This window comes from Caulobacter sp. FV2ye17ST, from assembly GCF_058680955.1.
This window is the reverse complement of sequence record NZ_CM178727.1, coordinates 2,999,396-3,022,238: the sequence shown is the minus strand read 5'-3', so window position 1 is coordinate 3,022,238 and position 22,843 is coordinate 2,999,396. Positions and strand designations below refer to the sequence as shown.

General features: G+C 68.3%; 22 protein-coding genes. 9 read left to right on the top strand and 13 right to left on the bottom strand.

What is annotated here, in order from left to right:
* Positions 1 to 129 precede the first annotated feature (129 nt).
* From uraH to guaD, 5 genes are all read left to right on the top strand, one after another.
* Entirely contained in the window at positions 130 to 477 is a 348-nt protein-coding gene (uraH, locus tag ACW17V_RS14460) for a hydroxyisourate hydrolase (RefSeq protein WP_492108804.1), read from the top strand.
* Entirely contained in the window at positions 477 to 1,958 is a 1,482-nt protein-coding gene (gene xdhA, locus ACW17V_RS14455) for a xanthine dehydrogenase small subunit (protein WP_492105781.1), read from the top strand. Before uraH ends, xdhA begins: the two co-directional genes overlap by 1 nt.
* Positions 1,951 to 4,293: a xanthine dehydrogenase molybdopterin binding subunit gene (gene xdhB, locus ACW17V_RS14450; protein WP_492105780.1), complete on the top strand. Its 2,343-nt coding sequence runs from the start codon at positions 1,951 to 1,953 to the stop codon at positions 4,291 to 4,293. The genes xdhA and xdhB overlap by 8 nt, the downstream gene beginning before the upstream one ends.
* A 183-nt stretch (positions 4,294 to 4,476) precedes the next feature.
* Complete coding sequence (gene xdhC / locus ACW17V_RS14445; RefSeq protein WP_492105779.1) at positions 4,477 to 5,487, top strand: xanthine dehydrogenase accessory protein XdhC; 1,011 nt, start codon at positions 4,477 to 4,479, stop codon at positions 5,485 to 5,487.
* Positions 5,474 to 6,757, top strand: coding sequence for a guanine deaminase (guaD, locus tag ACW17V_RS14440; protein ID WP_492105778.1), 1,284 nt, complete (start codon positions 5,474 to 5,476; stop codon positions 6,755 to 6,757). Before xdhC ends, guaD begins: the two co-directional genes overlap by 14 nt.
* A 725-nt stretch (positions 6,758 to 7,482) precedes the next feature.
* On the opposite strand, the gene ACW17V_RS14435 is transcribed toward guaD, so the two are convergent.
* Genes ACW17V_RS14435 through ACW17V_RS14420 form a run of 4 tightly spaced genes read right to left on the bottom strand, consistent with a single transcriptional unit; the run spans position 7,483 to position 10,471 of the window.
* Entirely contained in the window at positions 7,483 to 8,439 is a 957-nt protein-coding gene (locus tag ACW17V_RS14435; protein ID WP_492105777.1) for a nucleoside hydrolase, read from the bottom strand.
* A gap of 9 nt (positions 8,440 to 8,448) precedes the next feature.
* Positions 8,449 to 8,865, bottom strand: a complete 417-nt coding sequence (gene hpxZ, locus ACW17V_RS14430) for an oxalurate catabolism protein HpxZ (protein WP_492105776.1) — start codon at positions 8,863 to 8,865, stop codon at positions 8,449 to 8,451.
* Entirely contained in the window at positions 8,862 to 10,256 is a 1,395-nt protein-coding gene (locus ACW17V_RS14425) for an AtzE family amidohydrolase (RefSeq protein WP_492105775.1), read from the bottom strand. The genes hpxZ and ACW17V_RS14425 overlap by 4 nt, the downstream gene beginning before the upstream one ends.
* Complete coding sequence (locus ACW17V_RS14420) at positions 10,253 to 10,471, bottom strand: hypothetical protein (protein WP_492105774.1); 219 nt, start codon at positions 10,469 to 10,471, stop codon at positions 10,253 to 10,255. The genes ACW17V_RS14425 and ACW17V_RS14420 overlap by 4 nt, the downstream gene beginning before the upstream one ends.
* Positions 10,472 to 10,706: 235 nt before the next feature.
* Here ACW17V_RS14420 and ACW17V_RS14415 point away from each other — a divergent pair, with 235 nt between their 5' ends.
* From ACW17V_RS14415 to ACW17V_RS14405, 3 genes are all read left to right on the top strand, one after another.
* The gene (locus tag ACW17V_RS14415; protein ID WP_492105773.1) at positions 10,707 to 11,657 is read left to right on the top strand and encodes an acetamidase/formamidase family protein; all 951 of its coding nucleotides are present in this window, start codon (positions 10,707 to 10,709) and stop codon (positions 11,655 to 11,657) included.
* A gap of 148 nt (positions 11,658 to 11,805) precedes the next feature.
* Positions 11,806 to 13,620, top strand: coding sequence for a calcium-binding protein (locus ACW17V_RS14410; RefSeq protein WP_492105772.1), 1,815 nt, complete (start codon positions 11,806 to 11,808; stop codon positions 13,618 to 13,620).
* 145 nt (positions 13,621 to 13,765) lie between these two features.
* Positions 13,766 to 14,446, top strand: a complete 681-nt coding sequence (locus ACW17V_RS14405) for a YceI family protein (RefSeq protein WP_492105771.1) — start codon at positions 13,766 to 13,768, stop codon at positions 14,444 to 14,446.
* Here ACW17V_RS14405 and ACW17V_RS14400 read toward each other — a convergent pair.
* The 7 genes from ACW17V_RS14400 to ACW17V_RS14370 form a co-directional block, all read right to left on the bottom strand.
* Positions 14,412 to 15,122 (bottom strand): TetR/AcrR family transcriptional regulator, encoded by a 711-nt coding sequence (locus tag ACW17V_RS14400; protein WP_419317867.1) that lies wholly within the window; start codon positions 15,120 to 15,122, stop codon positions 14,412 to 14,414. The genes ACW17V_RS14405 and ACW17V_RS14400 overlap by 35 nt on opposite strands.
* A complete protein-coding gene (locus tag ACW17V_RS14395) occupies positions 15,119 to 16,306 on the bottom strand; it encodes a urate hydroxylase PuuD (RefSeq protein ID WP_492105770.1) in 1,188 nt (395 codons plus the stop codon). Before ACW17V_RS14395 ends, ACW17V_RS14400 begins: the two co-directional genes overlap by 4 nt.
* A complete protein-coding gene (gene uraD, locus ACW17V_RS14390; protein ID WP_492105769.1) occupies positions 16,306 to 16,830 on the bottom strand; it encodes a 2-oxo-4-hydroxy-4-carboxy-5-ureidoimidazoline decarboxylase in 525 nt (174 codons plus the stop codon). Before uraD ends, ACW17V_RS14395 begins: the two co-directional genes overlap by 1 nt.
* Before the next feature lie 168 nt (positions 16,831 to 16,998).
* Positions 16,999 to 17,907, bottom strand: a complete 909-nt coding sequence (puuE, locus tag ACW17V_RS14385) for an allantoinase PuuE (RefSeq protein ID WP_492105768.1) — start codon at positions 17,905 to 17,907, stop codon at positions 16,999 to 17,001.
* Positions 17,904 to 18,200 (bottom strand): hypothetical protein, encoded by a 297-nt coding sequence (locus tag ACW17V_RS14380; RefSeq protein WP_492105767.1) that lies wholly within the window; start codon positions 18,198 to 18,200, stop codon positions 17,904 to 17,906. Before ACW17V_RS14380 ends, puuE begins: the two co-directional genes overlap by 4 nt.
* Positions 18,197 to 19,444 carry a pyridoxal-phosphate-dependent aminotransferase family protein gene (locus ACW17V_RS14375; protein WP_492105766.1) on the bottom strand — a complete coding sequence of 416 codons (1,248 nt, stop codon included), beginning with the start codon at positions 19,442 to 19,444 and terminating at the stop codon, positions 18,197 to 18,199. The genes ACW17V_RS14380 and ACW17V_RS14375 overlap by 4 nt, the downstream gene beginning before the upstream one ends.
* Positions 19,441 to 20,697 carry an allantoate amidohydrolase gene (locus ACW17V_RS14370; RefSeq protein ID WP_492105765.1) on the bottom strand — a complete coding sequence of 419 codons (1,257 nt, stop codon included), beginning with the start codon at positions 20,695 to 20,697 and terminating at the stop codon, positions 19,441 to 19,443. Before ACW17V_RS14370 ends, ACW17V_RS14375 begins: the two co-directional genes overlap by 4 nt.
* Before the next feature lie 254 nt (positions 20,698 to 20,951).
* On the opposite strand from ACW17V_RS14370, the gene ACW17V_RS14365 reads away from it, so the two are divergent.
* Entirely contained in the window at positions 20,952 to 21,506 is a 555-nt protein-coding gene (locus ACW17V_RS14365) for a demethoxyubiquinone hydroxylase family protein (protein ID WP_492105764.1), read from the top strand.
* Here the strand turns inward: ACW17V_RS14365 and ACW17V_RS14360 are convergent.
* Positions 21,503 to 22,225, bottom strand: coding sequence for an anti-sigma factor (locus tag ACW17V_RS14360; RefSeq protein WP_492105763.1), 723 nt, complete (start codon positions 22,223 to 22,225; stop codon positions 21,503 to 21,505). The genes ACW17V_RS14365 and ACW17V_RS14360 overlap by 4 nt on opposite strands.
* Positions 22,222 to 22,776: a sigma-70 family RNA polymerase sigma factor gene (locus ACW17V_RS14355; protein ID WP_492105762.1), complete on the bottom strand. Its 555-nt coding sequence runs from the start codon at positions 22,774 to 22,776 to the stop codon at positions 22,222 to 22,224. The genes ACW17V_RS14360 and ACW17V_RS14355 overlap by 4 nt, the downstream gene beginning before the upstream one ends.
* Between the last annotated feature and the right edge of the window lie 67 nt (positions 22,777 to 22,843).

The window sequence follows — 22,843 nt, the reverse complement described above, 5'->3', positions numbered from 1 at the left end:
CCGACTTGCGGGCGCCCGTCGCCGCGTTCGACAGCGCCTGGCGCGGTCATGAGCCTGTGCCGCGCGTGGCTCTGGACAGTGCGCGCGGGCGGGCCGAGCATTGGCGCGATGAGTTTGGAAGGGCAGGGCATGAGCGGACTGACGACGCATATCCTTGATCAGGCGGTCGGGCGGCCGGCGGCCGGGGTCCTGGTGCGTGTGTCGCGGCGCGAGGGCGCTGACTTGGTTCTGCAGACTGAAATCCGCACGGATGATGACGGCCGTGCGCGGTTGGTCGCCGGCGAAGACATCGCCATCGGCGGCTATCGCCTGGAGTTTTCCATCGGCGAGCATTTCAAGGCGACCGGCGCCGCGGTGACCGACCCTCCGTTTCTGGACGTCGTGGTCATCGACTTCGCTGTCTCGAACATCGAGCAGCACTGGCATGTGCCGCTGCTGGTCTCGCCGTACGGCTATTCCACCTATCGGGGCAGCTGATGCCCCCAGCGTTAAAACAACAAGCAACGATCCGCTTCCTCCTGGATGGTCGGGTGCAGGCGGTGCGCGATGTCGATCCGACCCGCACCCTGCTGGAGCACCTGCGCGGCGATCTGCGCCGCACCGGCACGAAGGAGGGTTGCGCCGAGGGCGACTGCGGATCCTGCACCGTGCTGGTGGGCGAGGCTGAGGGGGATGGTGTGACCTGGAGGGCGGTGAACAGCTGCATCCAGTTCCTGCCCATGCTGCACGGCAAGGCGCTGATGACGGTGGAAAGCCTGGCCCCAAGGCGAGACGGGGGCGATGGCGCGCTGCATCCCGTTCAGCAGGCCATGGTCGACCGACACGGGTCGCAATGCGGCTTCTGCACGCCGGGCATCGTGATGTCGCTCTACGCCAAGGCCGTGGCGGCCAAGGGAACCGATGCGCCGCCGGCCGAGGTCCTGGCGGGCAACCTGTGCCGCTGCACCGGCTATGGCCCGATCATCGAGGTGGCCAGGGCGGTCGAGGCCGAAGCCGCGCCCGACGTGGCGGCGGATTTGGCGGCGCTGACCGATGGCGCGATGCTCGACCTGTCGCACGAGGATCCCGTGCAGGGCGTGACCCGGCGCTGGCTGTCGCCGCGTTCGCTGGACCAGTTGGCCCAGGCCTTCGTCGAGCATCCTGACGCGGTGATCGTGGCCGGCGCAACGGATGTGGGTCTGTGGGTCACCAAGCTTCGCAGACCACTGGAGACCCTGATCGACATCGGCCAGGTCGCCGAACTGAAACGGATCGAGCTGCGCGAGAGTGGCGTCTTGATCGGCGCTGGCGTTCGCTATGTCGACGCCATGCAGACGCTGGGCGGGCTCTATCCGGAGCTTGGCGCGATGATGCGACGGCTGGGTTCGACCCAGGTTCGCAACAGCGGCACCATCGGCGGCAACATCGCCAACGGTTCGCCGATTGGCGACATGCCGCCGGCCCTGATCGCGGCCGGCGCGACCCTGGTGTTGAACCAGGGCGGTGAGCGGCGCCAAATGCCGCTGGAAGCCTTCTTCCTCGACTATGGCAAGCAGGACCGCCGGCCGGGCGAGTTCGTCGAGGCGGTGATCGTACCGGCGCCCAGGCCCGAGCTGGTTTTCAAGGTTTTCAAACTTTCGAAGCGGTTCGATCAGGACATCTCTGCGGTCTGCGGCGCCTTCGCCCTGATGATTGACGGTGGCGTCGTGACCTCGGCGCGGATCGCCTTTGGCGGCATGGCAGGCACCCCTAGGCGGGCGAGCGCTTGCGAGGCGGCCCTGATCGGCCAGCCTTGGATTGAAGCCACGATCGAAGCGGCCATGGCCGCCATTGATGCCGACTATGCTCCGCTCAGCGATATGCGGGCTTCGGCGGCCTATCGGTCGCTGACCGCCAGGAACATGCTGCGCAAGGTGTTCATCGAGACCACCTCGCCGGACCTCGTCACCCGGGTCGAACCGGAGAGCGCTCATGGCTGACTCCTCAGCGACCGCGCCCGTCGCGATCGACGCGTTCCAGGGTGTTCACGCCTCGCTGCCGCATGACAGCGCCGCCCGCCATGTCGCCGGGTCGGCTGTCTATATCGACGACATGCCTGAGCCTGCGGGGATGCTGCACGTCCATTTCGGGCTGAGCACGAAAGCCCACGCCCGCATCACCGCGATGGACCTGTCGGCCGTCCGCGCCGCGCCCGGCGTGGTGCTGGTGCTGACCGCCGAAGACATCCCCGGCGAGAACGACGTCAGCCCGGTGATCCATGACGACAAGCTGTTCGCCACCGACACCGTGACCTATGTCGGCCAGAGCCTGTTCGCGGTGGCCGCCACCTCCATCGCTGCCGCTCGCGCCGCCGCGACGAAGGCCGTTATCGCCTACGCCGAGCTGCCGGCCGCCATCGACATCGGCGCCGCTCGCGAGGCCGACCTGAAGATTGAGACCAGCCAGCGCATGGCGCGCGGCGACGCGGCCGCAGCGCTGGCGGCTTCGCCCCGACGGCTGCAGGGCCAGTTCGCCATCGGCGGCCAGGACCACTTCTATCTCGAGGGGCAGGTGGCCCTGGCGATCCCGGGCGAGGGCGGTGACGTCCATGTCTGGTCGTCCACCCAGCATCCCAGCGAGGTGCAGCATCTGGTGGCCCGCGTGCTGGATCGTCCGCACACCTCGGTGACCATCGAGGTGCGCCGGATGGGCGGCGGGTTCGGCGGCAAGGAGACGCAGGCCTCGTTGTTCGCCGCCGGCGCCGCCCTGGTGGCGGTCAAGACTGGCCGCGCCGCCAAGTGCCGGCCCGATCGCGACGAGGACATGGTCATGACCGGCAAGCGGCATGACTTCGAGGTCGGCTATGAGGTCGGCTTCGACGACGACGGGCGCCTGACCGGTATCGCCCTGGAACTGGCCTCGCGCTGCGGGGCCACCACCGATCTGTCGATGGCCATCAACGACCGGGCCATGTTCCACGCCGACAACTGCTATTTCCTGCCGGCGGTCGAGATCCTGTCGCATCGCTTCCGCACCCATACGGTGTCCAACACCGCCTTCCGCGGCTTTGGCGGTCCGCAGGGGATGATCGCCATCGAGCGGGTGATAGACGCCGTGGCCCAGGCCACGGGCCTCGACCCCCTGGAGGTGCGCCGGCGCAATCTCTACGGCGAGCCCGGCCGCGACCTGACGCCCTATCACCAGACCGTCGAGGACAATGTCGCGCCGCAGCTGCTGGCCGAGCTCGCCGCCTCCTGCGACTACGAGGCCCGGCAGCGCGAGATCGACGCGTTCAACGCGGCCAGCCCGATCCTGAAAAAGGGCCTGGCACTGACGCCGGTAAAGTTCGGCATCTCGTTCACGACCACGCACCTGAACCAGGCCGGCGCCCTGATCCACCTCTATGCCGACGGCTCGATCCTGCTGAACCATGGCGGCACCGAGATGGGGCAGGGGCTGTTCACCAAGGTCGCCCAGATCGTCGCCGAGGCCTTCCAGGTCGACGTCTCGCGGGTCAAGGCCACCGCGACCGTCACCGACAAGGTGCCCAACACCTCGGCCACGGCCGCCTCGTCGGGCACTGATCTGAACGGCATGGCGGCGCTGAATGCGGCCAACACCATCAAGGCCCGGCTGGTCGCGTTCGCCGCGAACAAGTGGGGTTGCGCCGAGGCCGACGTCGCCTTCACGCCGCAGGGTCTGAAGGCGGGCGAGACGCTGATCTCCTTCAACGACCTCTGCCGCCAGGCGCATCTGGGCCGGGTGTCGCTGTCCTCGACCGGCTTCTACGCCACGCCCAAGATCCACTATGATCGCGCCACCCACAGCGGCCGGCCGTTCTTCTACTTCGCCTATGGCGCGGCCTGCAGCGAGGTGATCATCGACACCCTGAGCGGCGAGATGAAGGTCACCCGCGCCGACATTCTGCACGATGTGGGCCGGTCGCTGAACCCGGCCATCGACCTGGGTCAGATCGAGGGTGGCTTCATCCAGGGCATGGGCTGGCTGACCACCGAGGAGCTGGTGTTCGACGACCAGGGCCGCCTGCGCACTCACGCCCCCTCGACCTACAAGATCCCGACCATCGGCGATCGTCCGGCCCATCTGGACGTGAAGCTGTGGGAGGCCGGCCGCAATGTCGAAGCCACCGTTCACCGCTCCAAGGCCGTAGGCGAGCCGCCGCTGATGCTGGCGATCTCGGTGTTCAGCGCCATCACCCGGGCCGTGGCCAGCGTGGCCGATCACAAGGTGATGCCGCGCCTGGACGCACCGGCGACGCCGGAGCGGATCCTGATGGCGGTTGAGGATGTGAAGGCGAGGACCCGTGATGTCTGAGCCCGCGTTTTCGACAACCCTCTCCCAGAGGGAGAGGGAGGGGCCCAATGCGAAGCGTTGGGAGGGTGAGGGGTTACGCCGTCTGCCGACGCGCCGCTCTGCCTTGTCCGGACGCGCTGTAACCCCTCACCCTCCCACGTCCTGCGGACGCGGGCCCCTCCCTCTCCCTCTGGGAGAGGGTTTATGAACTGGGCCCGTTCCGCCCTGGCCCGTATCGGCGAGAACCAGCCCGCCGCGCTGGTCACCGTCCTGGCCACCGAAGGCTCGGCCCCGCGCGAGGCCGGGACCAAGATGGTGGTCTGGGAGGGCGGCCAGTCGGGCACCATCGGCGGCGGCAATCTGGAGCATCAGGCGACCAACCAGGCGCGCAGGATGCTGAGCGGATCGCAGGCCAGCTTCGCCATCCAGGACTATCCCCTGGGTCCGCTGCTGGCCCAGTGCTGCGGCGGCCGAGTGCGGCTGCTGATCGAGCGGGTCGAGGCCGCCAGCCGCGACTGGCTGACCGACGCCGCGCGCCGGATGGACGCGGCCCAGCCGTTCGAGGTCCGCACCCGCTTCAACCCCGGCCTGCTGACCAAGACCGTCGCCCCGATCGCCGCCAGTTCGGAAGCCCCGCCGGTCACCCTGGCCGGAATCCAGGCCGCGGCGCGCGGCGCCCGACCGGCGCTGGGCGACGAGCTGGTCGAGCGCAACGACGCCCCGCGTCCGCCGCTTCTGGTCTTCGGCGCCGGCCATGTCGGACAGGCCGTCGCCCGCGCTTTCGCACCGCTGCCGTTCAAGCTGTCCTGGTTCGACAGCCGACCCGAGACCGCCGACATTCCCGACGTCACCGTGGCCGAGCCGGCCGAGATGGCCGCCGCGGCCATGGGGGCGGGCGGCGACGCCTATGGCCTGATCTTCACCCACGACCATGGCCTCGACTACGCCCTGGCCTCGGCCGGACTGGCCGGCGGCGGGTTCGCCTATCTCGGCCTGATCGGCTCGAAGACCAAGCGCGCCCGGTTCCTGAGCCGGATGCGCGACGACGGCTTCTCGGAAGCGGCGCTCACCCGCCTGACCTGTCCGATCGGTCTGCCGCATCTCAAGAGCAAGGCCCCCGAGGTGATCGCCGTCTCGGTGGCCGCCGACCTGTTGATGCGGCTGGAAGCGGCCCGAATTTCCAACGACGAGGATCTGGCCGTTGCAAGCCTATAGGGCGTCGATCCTCCACCTGCTGGAGGATCCGACGAAACACGCGGAGGCTGTCGCCTTCCACGAGGATGGCCTGCTGCTGGTCGAGGACGGTCATGTCGCGGCCTGCGGCGACTATGCCGACCTGCATGGGCTGCTGGGCGACACGCCGGTCGAGGACCTGACCGGCAAGCTGATCACCCCCGGTTTCATCGACACCCACATCCACTTCCCGCAGGTCGACATCATCGCCGCCCATGGCGCGCAGCTGCTCGACTGGCTGGAACAGCACACCTTCCCGGCCGAGGCGGCGTTCGCCGATCCGGACCATGCGGCTGAAGCGGCCGAGTTCTTTGTGAAGGAACTGCTGCGCAACGGCACCACGACGGCCCTGGTGTTCGGCTCGGTGCACAAGGGTTCGGTCGAGGCGCTGTTCCAGGCAGCCCTGGAGCGCGACATGCGGCTGATCGCCGGCAAGGCGCTGATGGACCGCAACGCGCCGCAGGGCCTGACCGACACGGTGGAGTCCAGCCGCGCCGACATGCAAAGCCTGATCGCTGACTGGCACGGCAAGGGACGCCTGGGCTACGCCGTCACACCGCGCTTCGCCATCAGCTGCAGCGACGAACAGCTGGCCATGGCGGGCGAGGTTCTGGCGGAACATCCCGGGATCTGGATGCAGACGCACCTCTCCGAAAACCAGCGCGAGATCGACGAGACGGCGGCGCTGTTCCCCGAAGCGACGGACTATCTGGACGTCTATGACCGCTTTGGCCTGCTGGGTCAGCGCTCGGTCTTCGCCCACTGCGTCCACCTGCAGGGCGAGGCGTTCGCGCGGCTGGCGGCCAAGGGCGGGGCGGTGGCGTTTTGCCCGACCTCGAACCTGTTCCTGGGCTCGGGCCTGTTCCCGCTGGAGACCGCCTGCGCCCATGGGGTCAAGGTCGGCATCGGCACCGACGTGGGGGCGGGGACGACCTTCTCGATCCTTCACACCCTGGGCGAGGCCTACAAGGTCGGCCAGCTGCGCGGGACGGCGCTGGATCCGTTCCATGCCCTGTATCTGGCGACCCTGGGCGGGGCGCGGGCCCTGGACCTGGGCGACCGGATCGGCAATCTGGCGCCCGGCAAGGAGGCCGACTTCCTGGTGCTGGACCTGGCCGCCACGCCGCTGCTGGCGCGGCGCCTGGGCGGTGACCGCAGCCTGGAGAACCGGCTGTTCGCCCTGACCGTGCTGGGCGATGACCGGGTGGTCGAGCGAACCTATCTGGCCGGCGTCGAGCAGCATCGGCGGTAGAGGGAAGGGCAGCCGACACGGCGCCGCACCCTCGCGCGGAAACCGCCGAGTTGCTGGAAAGGGTCGCGGAGCGCCCGGACGACGTCCGGATGAGTGAGTAGCAAATACCGTTTCGACGAAGACGAACGCTCCGCGTCATCGTTATCCATCAGCGTCCCGTCAGGTGGCCCTGTTCAGGCCTTACCGGGAGCCGGTTCTCCACGTTTCCGCGAGGAACCGGCGGTCGAGGCGGGCGAGCCAATCTAATGACTAATGTACACACCCGTCTGCCCTCATCCACGCCAACGGCGGGCGGGTCCCGCAACGCCGGGATCCCCGGACCGGTCGAGTATCCCCCTCGACCCCTGTCCCGCTCGATCACCCCCCGCCGCCGCATCGGTCGCTGGCCTTGCGCCCTCTCCTCGCGACGAGGTGAGAGCATTATGCGGCAGGTTTCGGCGCGTCGGATAAGTTTGCTGAACGCCCGTGCTGGTCCCCGTTCCTTCGACCCTCTCCCAGAGGGAGAGGAGGGACCCGCGCCGCAGGCGTGGGAGGTGAGGGGTTACACCGGTGGCCGTTGTCGCACTTGGGGTCGTGCCCTGTCCGGAAGGGCTTCGCAAACCCCTCATCCTCCCACGCCTGCGGCGCGGGCCCCTCCTTCTCCCTCTGGGAGAAGGTTTCAAATCCCCGCGCCTATCCGGGGATAGCGCGCAGTTTATCCCCGCAGCAGCCTGCAGGGGCCAGTGCTAAGCCCTCATCGTCTCCGCATACAGCTTCAACAACCCCGCCTCATCCACCGCCACGGTCACCGCCTGGATGGGCTGGTCGTCCCAGGCCGAGGGACCGAAGAGTTCGCCCTCGGCCTTCAGGCAGGTCTGGCCCAGGGCGATGCCCTCGGTCAGCACGCGCACCGAGCCGCGACGCACCGTGAACAGCGACGGATCGATCACGAACGCCACCGCCGCCGCGTCATGGACGCAGCAACCGCTGATGCCGTCGCGGCTTCCGTAGAAGGCGGCGTAGGGCTTGGAGATTTCGTTGAGGAACTGGCCGGCCGCGCCGGCCGAGGCCTCGAGCGCGTCCATATAGGCCGGCGACATCACCACCTGGGTGGTGACGTCCAGGCTGACGGCGGTCAGGGCCCAGGGGGCGGTGAAGACCTGGTCGGCGGCTTCCGGATCGTTCCAGATATTGGCCTCGGCCACCGGGGTCACATTGCCCGGTTTGCCGGCGAGGCCGAACGCGCCGCCCATGATCACCACGGCCTTGAGCAGGGTCGCGACCTCCGGGTCGGCCTGCAGGGCCAGGGCCAGATTGGTCAGCGGACCGACCGCGACCAGGGTCACCTCGCCCGGATGCTGGCGGGCGAGATCGATGATCGCCTGATGGGCGGGTTTGGCCTCGGGCTGGGCCGGAACCAGCCCGGTCAGTTCGACGTCGCCCAGGCCGTTCTCGCCATGCACGAAGGTGGGCGAGGGGTTGCGCGGCCGGGTGAGGGGCTTGTCGGTTCCCTTGAACACCGGCGCGGCCAGACCGAAGCGCTGCTTCAGATAGAGCGCGTTGCGGGTGGTGGTCTCGATGTCGGAATTGCCGAAGATCGTGGTGATGGCCAGCAGGTCCAGGGCCGGGCTGGCCGCGATGAACAGCAGGGCCATGGCGTCGTCGATGCCGGGGTCGGTGTCGAAAATGATCTTGTGCGTCATGGGCGGGCTCTAACGGATTTCTGCTGGTGAGGCGAGGCGCTGGTCGGCGCCGGCCTGCAGGATCGACACGTGGGCGGAGGCGACCTTCCAGCCGTCCGCCGTGCGAATCCAGGTCTGGCTCTGGCGGCCGGTCCTGTCGGACCCTTCGCGCCGGAACTCGACATGGGCGATGGCGAAGTCGTCGCCGAAGGTGGTGATCTCGGTGCGCAGGCGGGTGCGGGGCGGCGAGCCGCCGGCCCGACCGACGCGGAAGGCGGCGATCTGCTCAAAGCCATAAAGGTTCTCGGCCACGCCCAGCCGCACCGTATGCGGCGAGTCCCAGAACGCGCCGTCCAGGGCCTCGACATCATTGGCCATCAGGGCCGTCTCATAGGCGTCGACGGCCTCGGCGACCTGGGCCAGCACCACGGGGTTGTTGAGGATCACAACGGACCTCCCGGCGGGTGGGCGGCCACGACGCCCAGCCGTTGCAGCTTCAGGCCGGCGGCCAGGGCCAGATCCTCGCGCCAGGGTGGGGCGATGACCTGGACGCCGATGGGCAGTTGGCCCGGGCGGTTCACCGGCGCGGCCAGCACGGGCAGTCCGATATAGCTGATCGGCTGGGTGAAGGCGCCCAGGTTCTTGCGGACGGAAACCTGCTGGCCGCCCATCTCCATCGTCGCCTGGCCGATGCCGGGGGCGGGGCAGACCGACGACGGGGCCAGCAGGATATCGAAGCGTTCGAAGGCGCGGGCCACCTCGTCGCGGAAGAGCGTGCGGTAGCGCTGGGCGGCCTGGGCCACGCCTTCCGGGAGCAGGGCTCCGGCCAGCAGGCGGTCGCGGACGGCGGGATCGTAGTCCATGGCCGAGGTCTTCAGGTCGGCCAGGTGCAGATGGGCCGCCTCCACCGGCGTCAGGCAGAAGGCGGCGGCGCGGGCGGCCTGGGCGCCGGGCAGGATCACGCGGTCGCGGGCGCCGAGAGCCTGGGCCACGATGTCCAGCGCCGCCAGCACCTCGGGAAACGCGCCCTGCGCGAACCAGCCGCCCAGCACGCCCACGCGCAAGGGGCCGTCGGCCAGGGCGGCGATCCTGTCGGACACCGGCTCGGCGGCGCGAACGCAGATCGCGTCGCCCTCGACATCCGGCCCCTGCATCACGTCATAGGCCATGGCCAGGTCTTCGATCGAGCGGGCGAAGGCGCCGGCGTGGTCCAGGCTCTCGACGAAGGGAAACACGCCCTGGCGCGACAGCCGACCATAGGTGGGCTTCAGCCCAAACACCCCGCACAGGCTGGCCGGAATGCGGATCGAGCCATTGGTGTCCGAGCCCAGGGTCAGGGGCGCCAGGCCCGCCGCCACCGCCGCCGCCGAACCGCCCGACGAGCCGCCGGCGATGCGGGTCAGGTCGTGGGGATTGTGGGTCGGGCCGTCGTGGGCGTTCTCGGTGACGAAGCCATAGGCGAACTCGTCCATGTTCAGCGCGCCGACCAGGATGGCGCCGGCGGCCTCCAGGCGCTGGACCAGGGTCGCGTCGCGGGTGGGCGGCGTCGCGTCGCGCCGGATTTTCGAGCCGGCCAGGGTGGGCAGGCCCTCGATGTCGAACAGGTTCTTGACCGCGAAGGGCACGCCGGCCAGCGGGCCTACCGGTTGACCGGCGGCCAGCGCGGCGTCGACCCGGTCAGCCCGGGCGAGGGCGCGCTCGGTCAGCACGGCGGTGAAGGCGTTGATCGCGCCATTGCGGCGGCCGATGCGTGACAGGGTGGCCTGGGTGACGGCGCGGGCGGTCACGCGACCGGCCCGGACCTCGCCGGCGATCTCGACGACGCTGGGAAAGGTCATGGCTGGAAGTTCTGGGCCGGCTCTTCGGCGCGGCCGTCCAGGGCGGCGACGAACAGGGCGGTCTGGGTGCGCAGCAGGGCCAGGTTCTCGCGCACGGCGGCCAAGGTCGGCTCCGGCAGGGTCAGGCCGATCTCGGCCGCCCGCGCATCGGCATACTCGGCGACGTCGCCGTCCGTGAGGTCGAGAAAGGCCTTGAGCGCCGCATCGATCGCCATCGTGGGGCGGTCTCCATAAGTAAGAAAATTCTTCATATACCGGCGTCGTGGGGCCGCGCTAGTGCGGCCGCGCCTGGGCGGCCCGGCGCGCGGGGGCGCACGCCTGGGAGACAGTCTGCGCGCCAAACGCCCGCTGCAAGGGCGCCCTGAGGCAATCGACCCGGCCGAGGTCGCGTGGGCCTTGGGTCTTGCGCCGGATCGGCGTCGAGATGGCCGCTTGTAAGAGAAGGCTTACTTGATGCGCCACCACCTCGCCTCGACCCCCGAGACCATCCGCTTTGGCATGTTCGACGCGGCCTTCGATCCGGTGCTGACCATCGCGTCGGGCGACAGCGTCACCTTCGACTGCGTCTCGGGCGGGGTCGAGGTGATGCCGGGCCCGGACAGCGGCCTGACGATCCCGCCGGCCCTGCAGGTGATCCACGACAGCAAGCCCGAGCGGATCGGCCCCCATATCCTGACCGGCCCGGTGGCCATCGCCGGGGCCGAGCCCGGCGACACGCTGGAGGTGCGGATCGAGGCGGTCGAGCCCAACAACGACTGGGGCTATTGCGCCGTTCGCCCCCTGGCCGGGACCCTGCCGGAGGACTTTCCCGAGCGCTATGTCAGCCACATCGCCGTCGACCGCGCGGCGGGGACCTGCAAGCCCGACTGGGGGCCGACCCTGCCGCTGAGGCCCTTCTTCGGCACCATGGGCGTCGCGCCGCCGGCGAAATACGGCCGGCTCTCCAGCCGCGAACCGCGCGAGCATGGCGGCAACATGGACAACAAGGAGCTGGGCGCGGGCGCGACCCTGTTCCTGCCGGTGTGGGTTCCGGGCGCTAATTTCTCGGTCGGCGACGGCCATGGACGGCAGGGCGACGGCGAGGTCTGCGTCAATGCGCTGGAGATGGGCCTGACCGGGACCTTCACCTTCATCCTGCACAAGGCCGCCGATCTGGGCGCAGCGACCTGGCCCCGCGCCGAGACGCCGACCCACTACATCGTCATGGGCTTCAACGAGGATCTCGACCTGGCCATGAAGCAGGCCCTGCGCGGCATGATCGACTTCATCACCGCCCGCAGCGCCCTGACGCGGGTGCAGGCCTATCAGTTCTGCTCGCTGGCCGTGGACTTCCGGGTGACCCAGACGGTCAATGGCGAAAAGGGCGTGCACGGAATGCTGGAGAAAGGTGTTCTATTCTGAAACAGTTCTGTGGAATACTTTGGTATGTTAATTGAGTTGACCGATATTTACCCTTAATATTCCCTTTCCAAGTGAAACCGATTCTGATGGTGTCCAGCTCTGACTAAACCTTCCCGCGTGCCCGTTTTGGGCGAGTGGGGATGGGCAGATGTTGTTGAACGGTAGCGAAAAGGCCGACACCCTGACGGGCGGCGCCGATGCGGATACGCTCTACGGCTTTGGCGGCGCCGACAAGCTGACCGGCGGCGCGGGCGATGACGTCCTGGCCGGCATGGCGGGCAATGACACGCTGCTGGGCGGCGACGGCGAGGACTACATCCTCGGCGGTGCGGGCGCCGACACCATCGACGGCGGCGCGGGCGCCGACTGGGCCGCCTATGAGGACGCGGCCTCGGGCGTGAAGGTCGACCTGACCCTGACGGCTTCGCAGAACACTCTGGGCGGCGGCAGCGACAAGCTGATCTCCATCGAGAACATCTATGGCTCGGCTTTCAACGACACCCTGATCGGCGACGCCGGCGTCAACTATCTGGCCGGCGGCGACGGCAATGACAGCCTGTCGGGCGGCAAGGGCGAGGACAACCTGTTCGGCGGCGCGGGCGCCGATACGCTGCTGGGCGGCCAGAACGACGACTACATGCAGGGCGGCGCGGGCGCCGACCTGATCGACGGCGGCGCGGGCATGGACTGGTCGGCCTATGACGACGCGACGGCCGGCGTGACGGTCAATCTCACCCTGATCGGGGCGCAGAACACGGGCGGCGGCGGCGTCGATACGCTGGTCGGCGTCGAACATGTCTACGGGTCGGCGTTTGCTGACGTGCTGACGGGGGACGCCAACAACAACACGCTGATCGGCGATCTCGGCGACGACAGCCTGAGCGGCGGCATGGGTGACGACTTCCTGGTCGGCGGGGCCGGCAACGACGTCATCGATGGCGGCGAAGGTTTCGACACCATCGCGCTGGTGGGAGACCGCGACGGCTGGATCGATCTGTCCGTCACCATTCAGGGCACCAGCAACTACGGCCTCGACACGCTGATCTCCATCGAAGGCGTCATCGGCTCGGACGGCAAGGACATGTTGGCCGGCAACGCCGCCGAGAACTATCTGGCCGGCGGCGCCGGCAATGACTTCCTGGTCGCGGTCGGCGGCGGGGACGTGCTGAACGGCGGCGACGGTAACGACACGCTGCAGGCCAGCAAGGTCGGCTCGGGCGACTACATGTCGGGCGGCGCGGGCGCGGATATCTTCTTCACCCAGTTCGGAGCGGCGACCCTGGACGGCGGCGCGGGCGATGATCTGTTCTATGTCCTCCGGGCGCCTGGAATGGTCGATGTCATGCTGGTCGATGGCGGCGAGGGCGCGGACACCCTGAGCCTGAACGGCGGCTACATGCCCATCGGCGGCGCGACCGTGGATCTGTCGAATACGGGTCCTCAAGACATCGGCGCGGGCCAATGGCTGACGCTGATCGGCGTCGAGAACGTGACTGGGGGACCCGGCGCGGATCGTCTGGTCGGTGACCCCCAGGGCAATTCGCTCTCGGGCGGTCAGGAGATGGACACGCTGGTTGGCGGACGCGGTCGGGATGTGCTCACCGGCGACGCCGACAAGGACACCTTCGTCTTCGCGGTTGGCGATTCCACCGCCAGTGACGCGACCGGCGCGGGCGTCGACGTCATCACCGACTTTACGGCCTATGACGAGCTAAGGTTCTCTGACGCTCCGGCTGGCTTCAGCTATGTCGAGGGCAGCGCGGGCAGCTTCGCCTCCGCCCTGGCGACGGTGAATTCCATGCTGACCTATCCCAGCACCTTCCACGAATACATCGCCTTCCAGGTCGGCGCGGACGTCTATGTGTTCAGCGGCCACCCCGACGCGGGTGGGGCGGGGCTCGAGAACGTCATCCTGCTGGCGGGCGTCAATCTCGACACCGTCAGCTACGACAGCTTCCTGTAGTGAGGCCTTGCGCCGGACCGTCCCGGACGGTCCGGCGCAACTTAATTTTCGGGGCGATGTCCGCCGGCGGCGGTTTCGAACGTTCTTGGCTTATCGATCGATGAAAAAAGCGCGATCCTCGCAACGCGCCGCTAAGGGAAACGCCATGAAGAAGATCCTCGTCGCCACGGTCTTTATGGGCCTCGCCGCCTGTTCGCCCAAGCCTGCCGCCGAGAAGGCCGCGGCGCCGGCCCCGGCCGCCGCCAAGCCCGCGCCGGTCAATGTGCCGGCCGGCGCCTACACGCTCGACAAGAGCCACTCGACGGTGGTGTTCAAGGTCAGCCATCTGGGCTTTTCCAACTACACCGCCGCCTTCGCCGAGTTCGACGCCAAGCTGAACTTCGATCCGGCCAAGCCTGAGCTGACCACGCTGGAGGCGACGATCGATCCGCGCTCCCTGACGCTGCCGGCCCCGCCGGCCGGGTTCAGGGACGAGCTGGTCGGGCCGCAATGGCTGAACGCGGCGCAATATCCGGCCATCACCTTCAAGTCGACCAAGGTGGATGTGACCGGCGCCAACACGGCCAAGGTCACCGGTGACTTCACCCTGCATGGCGTCACCAAGCCGGTGGTGCTGGATGTGGTCTTCAACGGCGGCTATGCCGGCCATCCGATGGACCCGCAGGCCCGGGCCGGCTTCTCGGCCACCGGGACCTTCAAGCGTTCGGACTTCGGGATCGCCTATGGCGTGCCCGCGCCCGGCACGACCATGGGCGTCGGCGACGAGGTGGCGGTGGAGATCGAAACGGAGTTCAGCGGCCCGCCGCTGGTCCAGAAGCCCGCCTAGACCCCGCCGTCAGATAGCCTTCGAGCAGGGCCAGGGCGTGGGTCAGCCGCGCCTTGCGCCACTCGGCGGTGGTCATGTCGGTGTCCAGGGTGGCTGACAGCGAATAGCCGTTGGCCAGGTGGAACCGGCTCATCGCCGCGATGGTGACATAGATCTGCACCGGATCGAGATCGGGGCCGAACAGGCCCTGCGTCTGGCCGCTGTCGATCAGGCGCTCGATGGTTCGGCGCAGCGGGAAGGCGGTCTCGGTCACGACCCGCGACTGGGCGGCGAACTTGCCGTGCATCAGGTTCTCGTTGCGCAGCAGGCCCTCGAACTTCGGGTGCTTTTCGAAGTAGTCGAAGGTGAAGCGCTGCAGCTCCAGAAAGCCGTCCAGCGGCTTGTCGAAGTCGATCTTCAGCTCGGCCTCGCGCGCGCGAAGGTCCACATAGGCGGCCTCCAGAACGGCCAGGTACAGGCCCTTCTTGTCGCCGAAATAGTGGTAGAGCATGCGGATATTGCACTTGGCCGCCTTGACGATCCGCTCGATGCGGGCTCCGGCGAAGCCAGCCTGAGAGAACTCCTTCAGGGCCGCGGCCATGATCGCCTTGCGGGTGCGTTCGGCGTCGCGCTTGCGCGGCGGCGGGCCGCCGTCCGCGTCGGGGACCGGGGCTTCCAGAACGGTGGCGTCGGTCACGGGATCTTGGCCCCCTGCTTGATCCAGGCGCCCAGCTGGGCGCGTTCGTCGTCGGTCATGCCGGTCTCGTTGCCCAGCGGCATGCTGCTGGCGGCTACCGCACGTTCGTGAATTTTCGACGCATATTTCTGGATGTGTTCGGGCGTGTCGAAGGTCGCGCCCAGGGGCGGGGCGGGGAAGCCCTTGTGGGTTGGCGCGGCGGCGTGACAGGTCGTGCAGTGCTTCTGGACAATGGCCTCGGCGGTCGCGAACGGCACAGGCGACATCGCTTCGGCGTCGGCCTTGGGCTTGCCGCTGGCGATCACGCTGACGGCGAAGATCAGCATGGCCCCGTAGAACAGGAACTCGTGCCGGATCTGGCCCGAATGCTTGAGGATGAAGAAGTAGCGGATCGACACCCCGCCGGCGCTGATCAGGGCCAGCAGCAGCCAGGCCAGCGGATGGCCCGTCACGACTGGATAGTGGTTGCTGATCATGATGAAGATGACCGGCAGGGTCATGTGGGTGTTGTGCACCGAGCGCTGCTTGCCCATCGCCCCCAGGCGCGGATCGACCGGGCGGCCGGCCAGCATGTCGGCGACGATCCTGCGCTGGTTGGGGATGATGATCAGGAACACGTTGCCGACCATGCAGGTGCCGATGATTGCGCCCACGTGGATGAAGGCGCCCCGGTCGGTAAAGATCTGGGTCAGGACGTAGGTCGCCGCTGTCAGGCTCAGAAACCACACGATCCCGAACAGGCGTGGGCGGGCGCCCAGCGGCGAGCGGCACAGGGCCTCATAGACCAGCAGGCCGCCGAAGATGAAGGCCAGGCCCGTGGCGATGGCGCCGCCCTGGGTGAAGGCGTGCTTGGCGGTGTCGATCAGATAGATCGGCGCGCCCACGTAATAGAGCACGATCAGCAGGGCGAAGCCCGACAGCCAGGTGGTGTAGGCCTCCCATTTGAACCAGTGCAGGTGCTCGGGCATATGCGGCGGGGCCGTCATGTACTTCTGCGAGTGATAGAACCCGCCGCCGTGCACGGCCCACAGCTCGCCCTTGACGCCGTCCTTGGGCGGGACGGGATCGCGCAGATTGTTGTCCAGCCACACGAAATAGAACGACGCGCCGATCCAGGCGATGCCGGTGATCACATGCAGCCAGCGCAGGACCAGGCTGCCCCAGGTGGCGAAATCATAGTCCATCAGGCGCTCACCGCGTCGGTCAGGCGGAGCCGGGAGATGTGGCCGATTTGGCTGATCGCCTCGGCGATCTCCCGGGTCTCATCGTTGGAAAGCCGGGCCTGCATGGCCGCCAGGATCGAGGTCTTGTCGTTCAGGCGCACGGCGATGATGAACGGGAAACCGAAGCGCTCGGCATAGGCGGCGTTGAGCTGGTGGAAGCGCTCGAACTCTTCCGGCGTCAGCCTGTCGAGCCCGGCGCTGGCCTGCTCGGCGTTGCTCTCAGCGGTCAGGGCCTTGGCGATGGCGGCCTTGCCGGCCAGCTCGGGGTGGGCGCGGATCAGGGCCAACTTGTCGGCGGTGGTCGAGGCGTCGAGCACCCGCATCATCGCGCCGTGCAGGCCCTCGACAGTGTCGAACGGCCGCTCGTCCCAGGCGCGCTGCACTACCCAGGGCGACAGCTCGAAGGCGAAGCCCAGGGCGGTGGTGAAGCCGGTCTGGTTCATGCTGTTGAGCAGTTTCAGGGAGAGGGGAGGGGCCGAGCTCATGTCATAGCTCCTGCGGAACCGACAATAATCACCGTCATCCCGGGGCTTGTCCCCGGGACCCATCCGTCCGCCGCAAGGGCGGGGATCATTTTGCAATCATAGATCAGCTGAACCATGGGTCCCGGGGACAAGCCCCGGGATGACGGGGAAATATGGGAGGCGCTCATGTCACGCTCCCCCATACGGATGCGTCTCGATCCAGTGCCGGGCGATGTCGATGCGGCGGGCCACCCAGACCTTGTCGTGAGCCATCACGTGCTCAAGGAATCGCTTGAGACCCAGGATGCGGCCGGGCTTGCCCACCACGCGGCAGTGCAGGCCGACGCTCATCATCTTCGGCGCGGTCTCGCCCTCGGCGTAGAGGGCGTCGAAGGCGTCGCGCAGGTAGGTGAAGAAGTGCTCGCCGGTGTTGAAGCCCTGCGCCGCCGTGAAGCGCATGTCGTTGGCTTCCAGCGTGTAGGGCACGATCAGCTGCGGGCGGCCATGCTGGGCGTCGTAATAGGGCAGGTCGTCGGCATAGCTGTCGGCGTCGTAGAGAAAGCCGCCTTCCTGGGCGATCAGCCGCGCGGTGTTGGGGCTGGTGCGGCCCTGGTACCAGCCCAGCGGCCGCTCGCCCGTCAGGCGCGCCTGGATCTCGATGGCCTTCTGGATGTGCTCCAGTTCCTGCTCGGGCGTGAAGTGCTGGTAGTCGATCCAGCGATAGCCGTGGCTGGCGATCTCCCAGCCGGAGTCCATCATCGCCTCGACGGCGTCGGGATGGCGCTCCATCGCCTGGGCGACGCCGAACACGGTCAGGGGCAGGCCCAGCTCGTCGAACAGCCGGCGGATGCGCCAGAACCCGGCCCGCGAGCCGTATTCGTAGAGGCTCTCCATCGACATGTTGCGCATGCCCTCGATGGGCTGGGCGCCGACCATTTCCGACAGGAAGAACTCGGAGACGGGGTCGCCATGCAGGATCGAGCGCTCGGCGCCTTCCTCGTAGTTGAGGACGAACTGCACGGCGATCCGGGCGCCGTTGGGCCACTGGGCGTGGGGCGGGGTGGCGCCGTAGCCGATGAGGTCGCGGGGGTAGGTCATGACGTCCCAAGCTTTGAGCGCAGGTCTTCGATCAGCTCTCTCAAGCGTGAATTCACCTCCGGGCTGTCGGCAGAAACCCTGGAGGCGCCACCAAAGGTTGAGATGATCAAGTCATTCAATGATCCGGCGCCTCCGGTCACTTCGGCCATCAGCGATCGCAAAGCGGAGCGGTCACCAGATACAAGTCGCTCGAGATCTTTGCTCAGCCGGCTTGTGATGACCTCCTCTCCAACGCTCGTGAGTAGTTCGATGATGACGGCCACAAGGGCTTCAACTGCGGCGTCGGCGCTCATTCGAAAACCTTCGCCGCCGCATCGACCCCAGCGCCCGGCGTGGCTGTGAAGCCTTCCCACCGCAGCACCGCCTCCAGCGCCGCCAGCGTGGTCAGCACCGCGTGCTTGCGCGCATTGACCCCCATCGCCCCGATCCGCCAGATCTTGCCGGTCAGCGGCCCGAAGGCCGTGCCGATCTCGATCTCGAACTCGGTGCGCATGCGGGCCCGCACGCGGTCGCCGTCGACGCCGGCCGGGATCCATATGCCGGTGACGTTGGTCATCTTGTGGGCCTTGTCGCCATAGACCCGCAGGCCCATCGCCTCGACCCCGGCGACCACGGCGGCGCCGGCGGCCGTGTGGCGGGCGAAGCGGGCTTCCAGGCCTTCCTCCAGCGCCACGCGGGCGCATTCGCGGGCCGCATAGAGCATCGACGCCGCCTCGGTGTGGTGGTTCAGGCGCTTGTCGGACCAGTAGTCCATGATCATCGCCAGGTCGAAATAGTTGGAGGCGATGCGGCGGCCGGCGCCCGCGACGGCGCCCGCCGTGGCGATGCCGCGCTCGACATGCTTGCGGCCGGCGATGTGCTCGGCGGCGCGGTCGCTGATCGTGATCGGGGCCGAGCCCGAGGGACCGCCCAGGCACTTCTGCAGGCCGGCGGTGACGATGTCGGCCTGCCACTGATCGACCGGGCAGGGCATGCCCGAGAGGGTGGCGGTGGCGTCGACATAGAGCAGGGTGTCATGGCGGCGGCAGATCTCGCCGATGGCCTCGATCGGCTGGGCCATGGTGGTCGAGGTGTCGCCGTGCACGCAGGCCACCAGGCGCGGCTTGACGCGCTTGACGGCGTCCTCGACCGCCTGCGGGTCGATGACCTTGCCCCACTCGCCCTCGACCAGGGTGACCTTGGCGTCGCAGCGCTCGGCGATCTCGGACAGCAGCAGGCCAAACCGGCCGGCATTGACCACCACCACGTCGTCGCCCGGCGCCAGCACCGAGACGAGGGCCGCTTCGATCCCGGCCCGCGAGGTGCCGTCGATCAGGAAGGTCCAGCGGTTCTGGGTCTGGAAGACCTGGCGGTAGAGCGCCATGGTCTCGTTCATGTAGCCGGTGAATTCCGGGTCGAACTGGCCCAGCAGCTGCACCGACATGGCGCGCAGCACGCGGGGATGCACGTTGATCGGGCCGGGGCCCATCAGCAGGCGGGGCGGGTGGTCGAGTTCGCCGAAGGTCTGGCCAGGGGGCTGGATTGGGGTCTGGGTCATGCGCGTTCGCGTCGTTCTAGCTTGTCGATGAAATGGAGCATGGCCTGGCCCGCCAGGGCGCAATCGGCCTCTGTCACGGACTCGGCCGGGTTGTGGCTGATCCCGCCCTCGCAGCGGATGAACAGCATCGCGGTGGGGCACAGCGCGGCCATCACCATGGCGTCGTGGCCCGCGCCCGAGGGCAGGCGGCGGGTCGGCAGGCCTAGGTCGCCGACAGCCTCTTCCAGCAAGGCGGTGAGGCCGGGATCACAGGGGCTCTCGTCCAGCGCTTGCATCAGGTTGACGGTGGCCGTCAGGCCGCGCCGGGCGGCGATGGCGTGGATCTCGGCCGTGACAGCCTCGACCGCCGCGTCGCGCGTCGCTGAGGTCTCGGCGCGGATATCCATCGAATATTCGATGGCGCCGGGGATGACGTTGAAGGCGCCGGGCAGGGCGGTCATGCGGCCGACCGTGCCGACCAGATTGTCGGTACCGGCCCGGCAGATCTTTTCCAGGGCCAGGATGCACTCGGCGGCGGCGGGGCCGGGGTCCTTGCGCAGATGCATGGGCGTGGTGCCGGCGTGGCCGGCCATGCCGGTGATCCGCACCATCAGCCGCTTCTGGGCGGCGATGGCGGTGACGACGCCGAGGGCGAGGCCTTCGGCTTCGAGCACCGGGCCCTGTTCGATGTGGGCTTCCAGAAAGGCGATGACGTCGGACGGCTTGCGCGCCGCGTCGGTGATCCTGGTCGGGTCGAGTCCGAAGGCCGTGAAGGCCTGCGCCAGGGTCACGCCCTCGGCGTCGGTCATGCCCAGCACGGCGGCCGGATCCAGCGTGCCGGCGATGGCGCGGCTGCAGCTCATCGAGGCCGAGAAGCGCGAGCCTTCCTCGTCACCGAAGGCGATGACCTCGATGGCGAAGGGCAGGCGGCGGCCGGCGTCGCGCAGGGCCTCGACGATGTCGATCCCGAGCATGATCCCGAGCGGCCCATCATAGCGTCCGCCGTTGCGGACGCTGTCGATGTGCGAGCCGATCAGCAGGGCCGGGGCGCCGGGCGTCTCGCCCTCGTAGCGTCCGATCAGGCTGCCGGCGGCGTCGCGGCGGACGCTCATGCCGGCGGACGTCATCCACTGGGTCAGGGTCTGCAGCGCCGCGTCGTGTGCGGGAGTCAGGAAGCGCCGCGTCAGCTGGCCCTCGACCTCGCTATAGGGCGACACGCCCAGCAGGTCGCAGCGGGCCTTGGCCCTGCCGCCGATGTCGAACTTCCCCGTCACCCCGTCCTGGCTCCGATCGCGCCTATGCCGGCCGTGGCTCCGTTGGTAGCAGCCGGTGATCTCTCATCCCGCCGCCCAAGCCCGTGCGCGGACCGATCCGCGCGCCGTTGCCTCGACAAGCACCAGCCGCGATGGCGGGCGCCTGCGAATAAGTCATAAACCACTTACTTAGCGGGGGCGAGAGTCAAGCTGGGCAGGTTTGTGATCGGCGCTCCGGCTGCTAGGTCTGGGCGCAGCCTTGGAGCGAGTTGCAGGTGAACCGTTCGATCCCCGCGAGAATTCTGAGAGTGAACCACGGCGGCGAGCACGGCGCCATCAGGATCTATCGCGCCCAGATCGCCATGGCCAAGTTTCGGGCGCCGGACCTGCTGCCGTTCCTGCGCGGCACGCTGGCGCACGAGCAGGAGCATCTGGTTCGCTTTCGCGCCCTGATGCCGCAACGGGCGGCCAAGCCGTGCCGCCTGATGTGGATCTGGTCAGTCGGCGGCCTGCTGCTGGGCGGAGCAACCGGCCTGCTGGGTCGCAAGGCGATCCTGGTGTGCACCGAGGCCGTCGAGCGGACGGTGCATCGCCATCTCGACGAGCAGTTGGCCTGGCTCGGTGATCGTGACCCGCAGATGTCGGCCGTGATCAGCGAAATTCAGCGCCAGGAGCTGGGACACATGAACTTTGCCGAGCAGGCGATGGGCGCGGTTGGTCCCTTCACCCATGGTTTGCGGCGCGTCATCGCCCTGGCGACCGAAGGCCTGATCTGGCTGTCGACCCGGGGCGACTCGCTGCGCCTGGCCCGCGAGCTGCGCGCCGTCTAAGCCTTCACGAACTTGCCGACCGCGCGCACCGAGCCGGTGGCCACGCCGGTCGGCGCGCCGCCGGGGGGTTCGTCGGTGATGGCCAGGGTGGCGGTATAGGTTCCGCCGCCGCGCAGGCCGGCGGGCAGGGCGATCTGGATCGGGGCGTTCTTCGGGATCATGCCCAGCGAGATGGCCTTCTGCCCTTCGGGGATAATCCACAGTTCGGGCTCGCGACCCTCGGGCATCTCCATCGCCACGGGCGTCAGGATCAGCTTGTCGGTGGCATGGTCGAGGGTTGCGACCAGGGCCGGCTTGTTCGAGGCCGGGTCGTTGATCAGCGCCACCTCGGCGGCGGCCGGCGCGGCGGGCGCGATCGCCGGCGTCGGGACGGTGCGCGGGGTCAGCACCAGGGTCGCGACGCTGGCGGCCGCCAGGGCTAGGGCCCCGACCGACACACCGCGCCAGACGCTGACATTGTTCCACAGCGGCGGCTTGGCGCGCTCGCCCACCAGGCTGGCGATGCGCGGCCACAGGCCGGCCGAGGGTTCGACGGCCTCGATGTCGGCGGCCAGGGGCGTCAGGTGGTTCTCCCACCACTGCACCGCGCGGGCGAAGGCCGGTTCGGCGGCGATCCGGCGTCGGGCCTCGGCCCGCTCGTCGGCGTCGAGCACGCCCAGCACATATTCACCGGCCAGCGGCCGCTCTTCCTCGGCGGCGGGGATCTGAGCGTCGGTCATGCTTCGAGACACGCGCGAAGGCTGATCAGGCTGCGCCGGATCCAGCTTTTCATGGTGCCCAGCGGCACGTTCAGCATCTGGGCCAGGGCGTCATAGGTGACGCCCTCGAAGAAGGCCGTGCGCACCGCGCCGGCGTGTTTGGGATCCAGCTGGTCCAGGCAGCCGTTGAGGCGCAGTCGGTCCTCGTCGGTCTCGACCACGGTCGAGGCCAGGGGCGCGGCGTCGGGAATCGCTTCGGCTTCCTCCACGCCCGCCATCACCCGGCCCCCGCGCGAGCGCAGCTTGTCGATCGAGCGGTTGCGGGCCATCGACACCAGCCAGGTGATCGGGCTGGCCTTTTCGGGATCAAAGCGATCAGCCTTGTTCCAGACCGAGAGATACACATCCTGAAGCACGTCTTCCGCCTCCTCGCGGTCGTTCAAGATACGGAGGCAGACGCCAAACAGTTTCGCGGACGTGTGACGATACACGTATTTCAGGGCGTCGGAATCGCGGTTGGCCACTCGAGCGATCGCGCGCGAAAGCAAGGCGCGACTGGTATCCGCATCCATGTTCAGTCAATTCCCGCGACACACTGTCACGCAACGGTGGCATGCCGGCTTGAGTGAGGCAATGGCC

Excerpts from the sequence above, each read along its gene's own strand:
- ACW17V_RS14405 (WP_492105771.1), top strand. The coding sequence starts at position 13,766 with ATGAAGAAGATCCTCGTCGCCACGGTCTTTATGGGCCTCGCCGCCTGT.
- puuE (WP_492105768.1), bottom strand. The coding sequence starts at position 17,907 with ATGACCTACCCCCGCGACCTCATCGGCTACGGCGCCACCCCGCCCCAC.
- ACW17V_RS14435 (WP_492105777.1), bottom strand. The coding sequence starts at position 8,439 with ATGACGCACAAGATCATTTTCGACACCGACCCCGGCATCGACGACGCC.
- ACW17V_RS14420 (WP_492105774.1), bottom strand. The coding sequence starts at position 10,471 with ATGGCGATCGATGCGGCGCTCAAGGCCTTTCTCGACCTCACGGACGGC.
- ACW17V_RS14355 (WP_492105762.1), bottom strand. The coding sequence starts at position 22,776 with ATGGATGCGGATACCAGTCGCGCCTTGCTTTCGCGCGCGATCGCTCGA.
- xdhA (WP_492105781.1), top strand. The coding sequence starts at position 477 with ATGCCCCCAGCGTTAAAACAACAAGCAACGATCCGCTTCCTCCTGGAT.
- uraH (WP_492108804.1), top strand. The coding sequence starts at position 130 with ATGAGCGGACTGACGACGCATATCCTTGATCAGGCGGTCGGGCGGCCG.
- xdhC (WP_492105779.1), top strand. The coding sequence starts at position 4,477 with ATGAACTGGGCCCGTTCCGCCCTGGCCCGTATCGGCGAGAACCAGCCC.
- xdhB (WP_492105780.1), top strand. The coding sequence starts at position 1,951 with ATGGCTGACTCCTCAGCGACCGCGCCCGTCGCGATCGACGCGTTCCAG.
- ACW17V_RS14375 (WP_492105766.1), bottom strand. The coding sequence starts at position 19,444 with ATGACCCAGACCCCAATCCAGCCCCCTGGCCAGACCTTCGGCGAACTC.
- uraD (WP_492105769.1), bottom strand. The coding sequence starts at position 16,830 with ATGAGCTCGGCCCCTCCCCTCTCCCTGAAACTGCTCAACAGCATGAAC.
- ACW17V_RS14380 (WP_492105767.1), bottom strand. The coding sequence starts at position 18,200 with ATGAGCGCCGACGCCGCAGTTGAAGCCCTTGTGGCCGTCATCATCGAA.
- ACW17V_RS14360 (WP_492105763.1), bottom strand. The coding sequence starts at position 22,225 with ATGACCGACGCTCAGATCCCCGCCGCCGAGGAAGAGCGGCCGCTGGCC.
- ACW17V_RS14395 (WP_492105770.1), bottom strand. The coding sequence starts at position 16,306 with ATGGACTATGATTTCGCCACCTGGGGCAGCCTGGTCCTGCGCTGGCTG.
- ACW17V_RS14425 (WP_492105775.1), bottom strand. The coding sequence starts at position 10,256 with ATGACCTTTCCCAGCGTCGTCGAGATCGCCGGCGAGGTCCGGGCCGGT.
- ACW17V_RS14410 (WP_492105772.1), top strand. The coding sequence starts at position 11,806 with ATGTTGTTGAACGGTAGCGAAAAGGCCGACACCCTGACGGGCGGCGCC.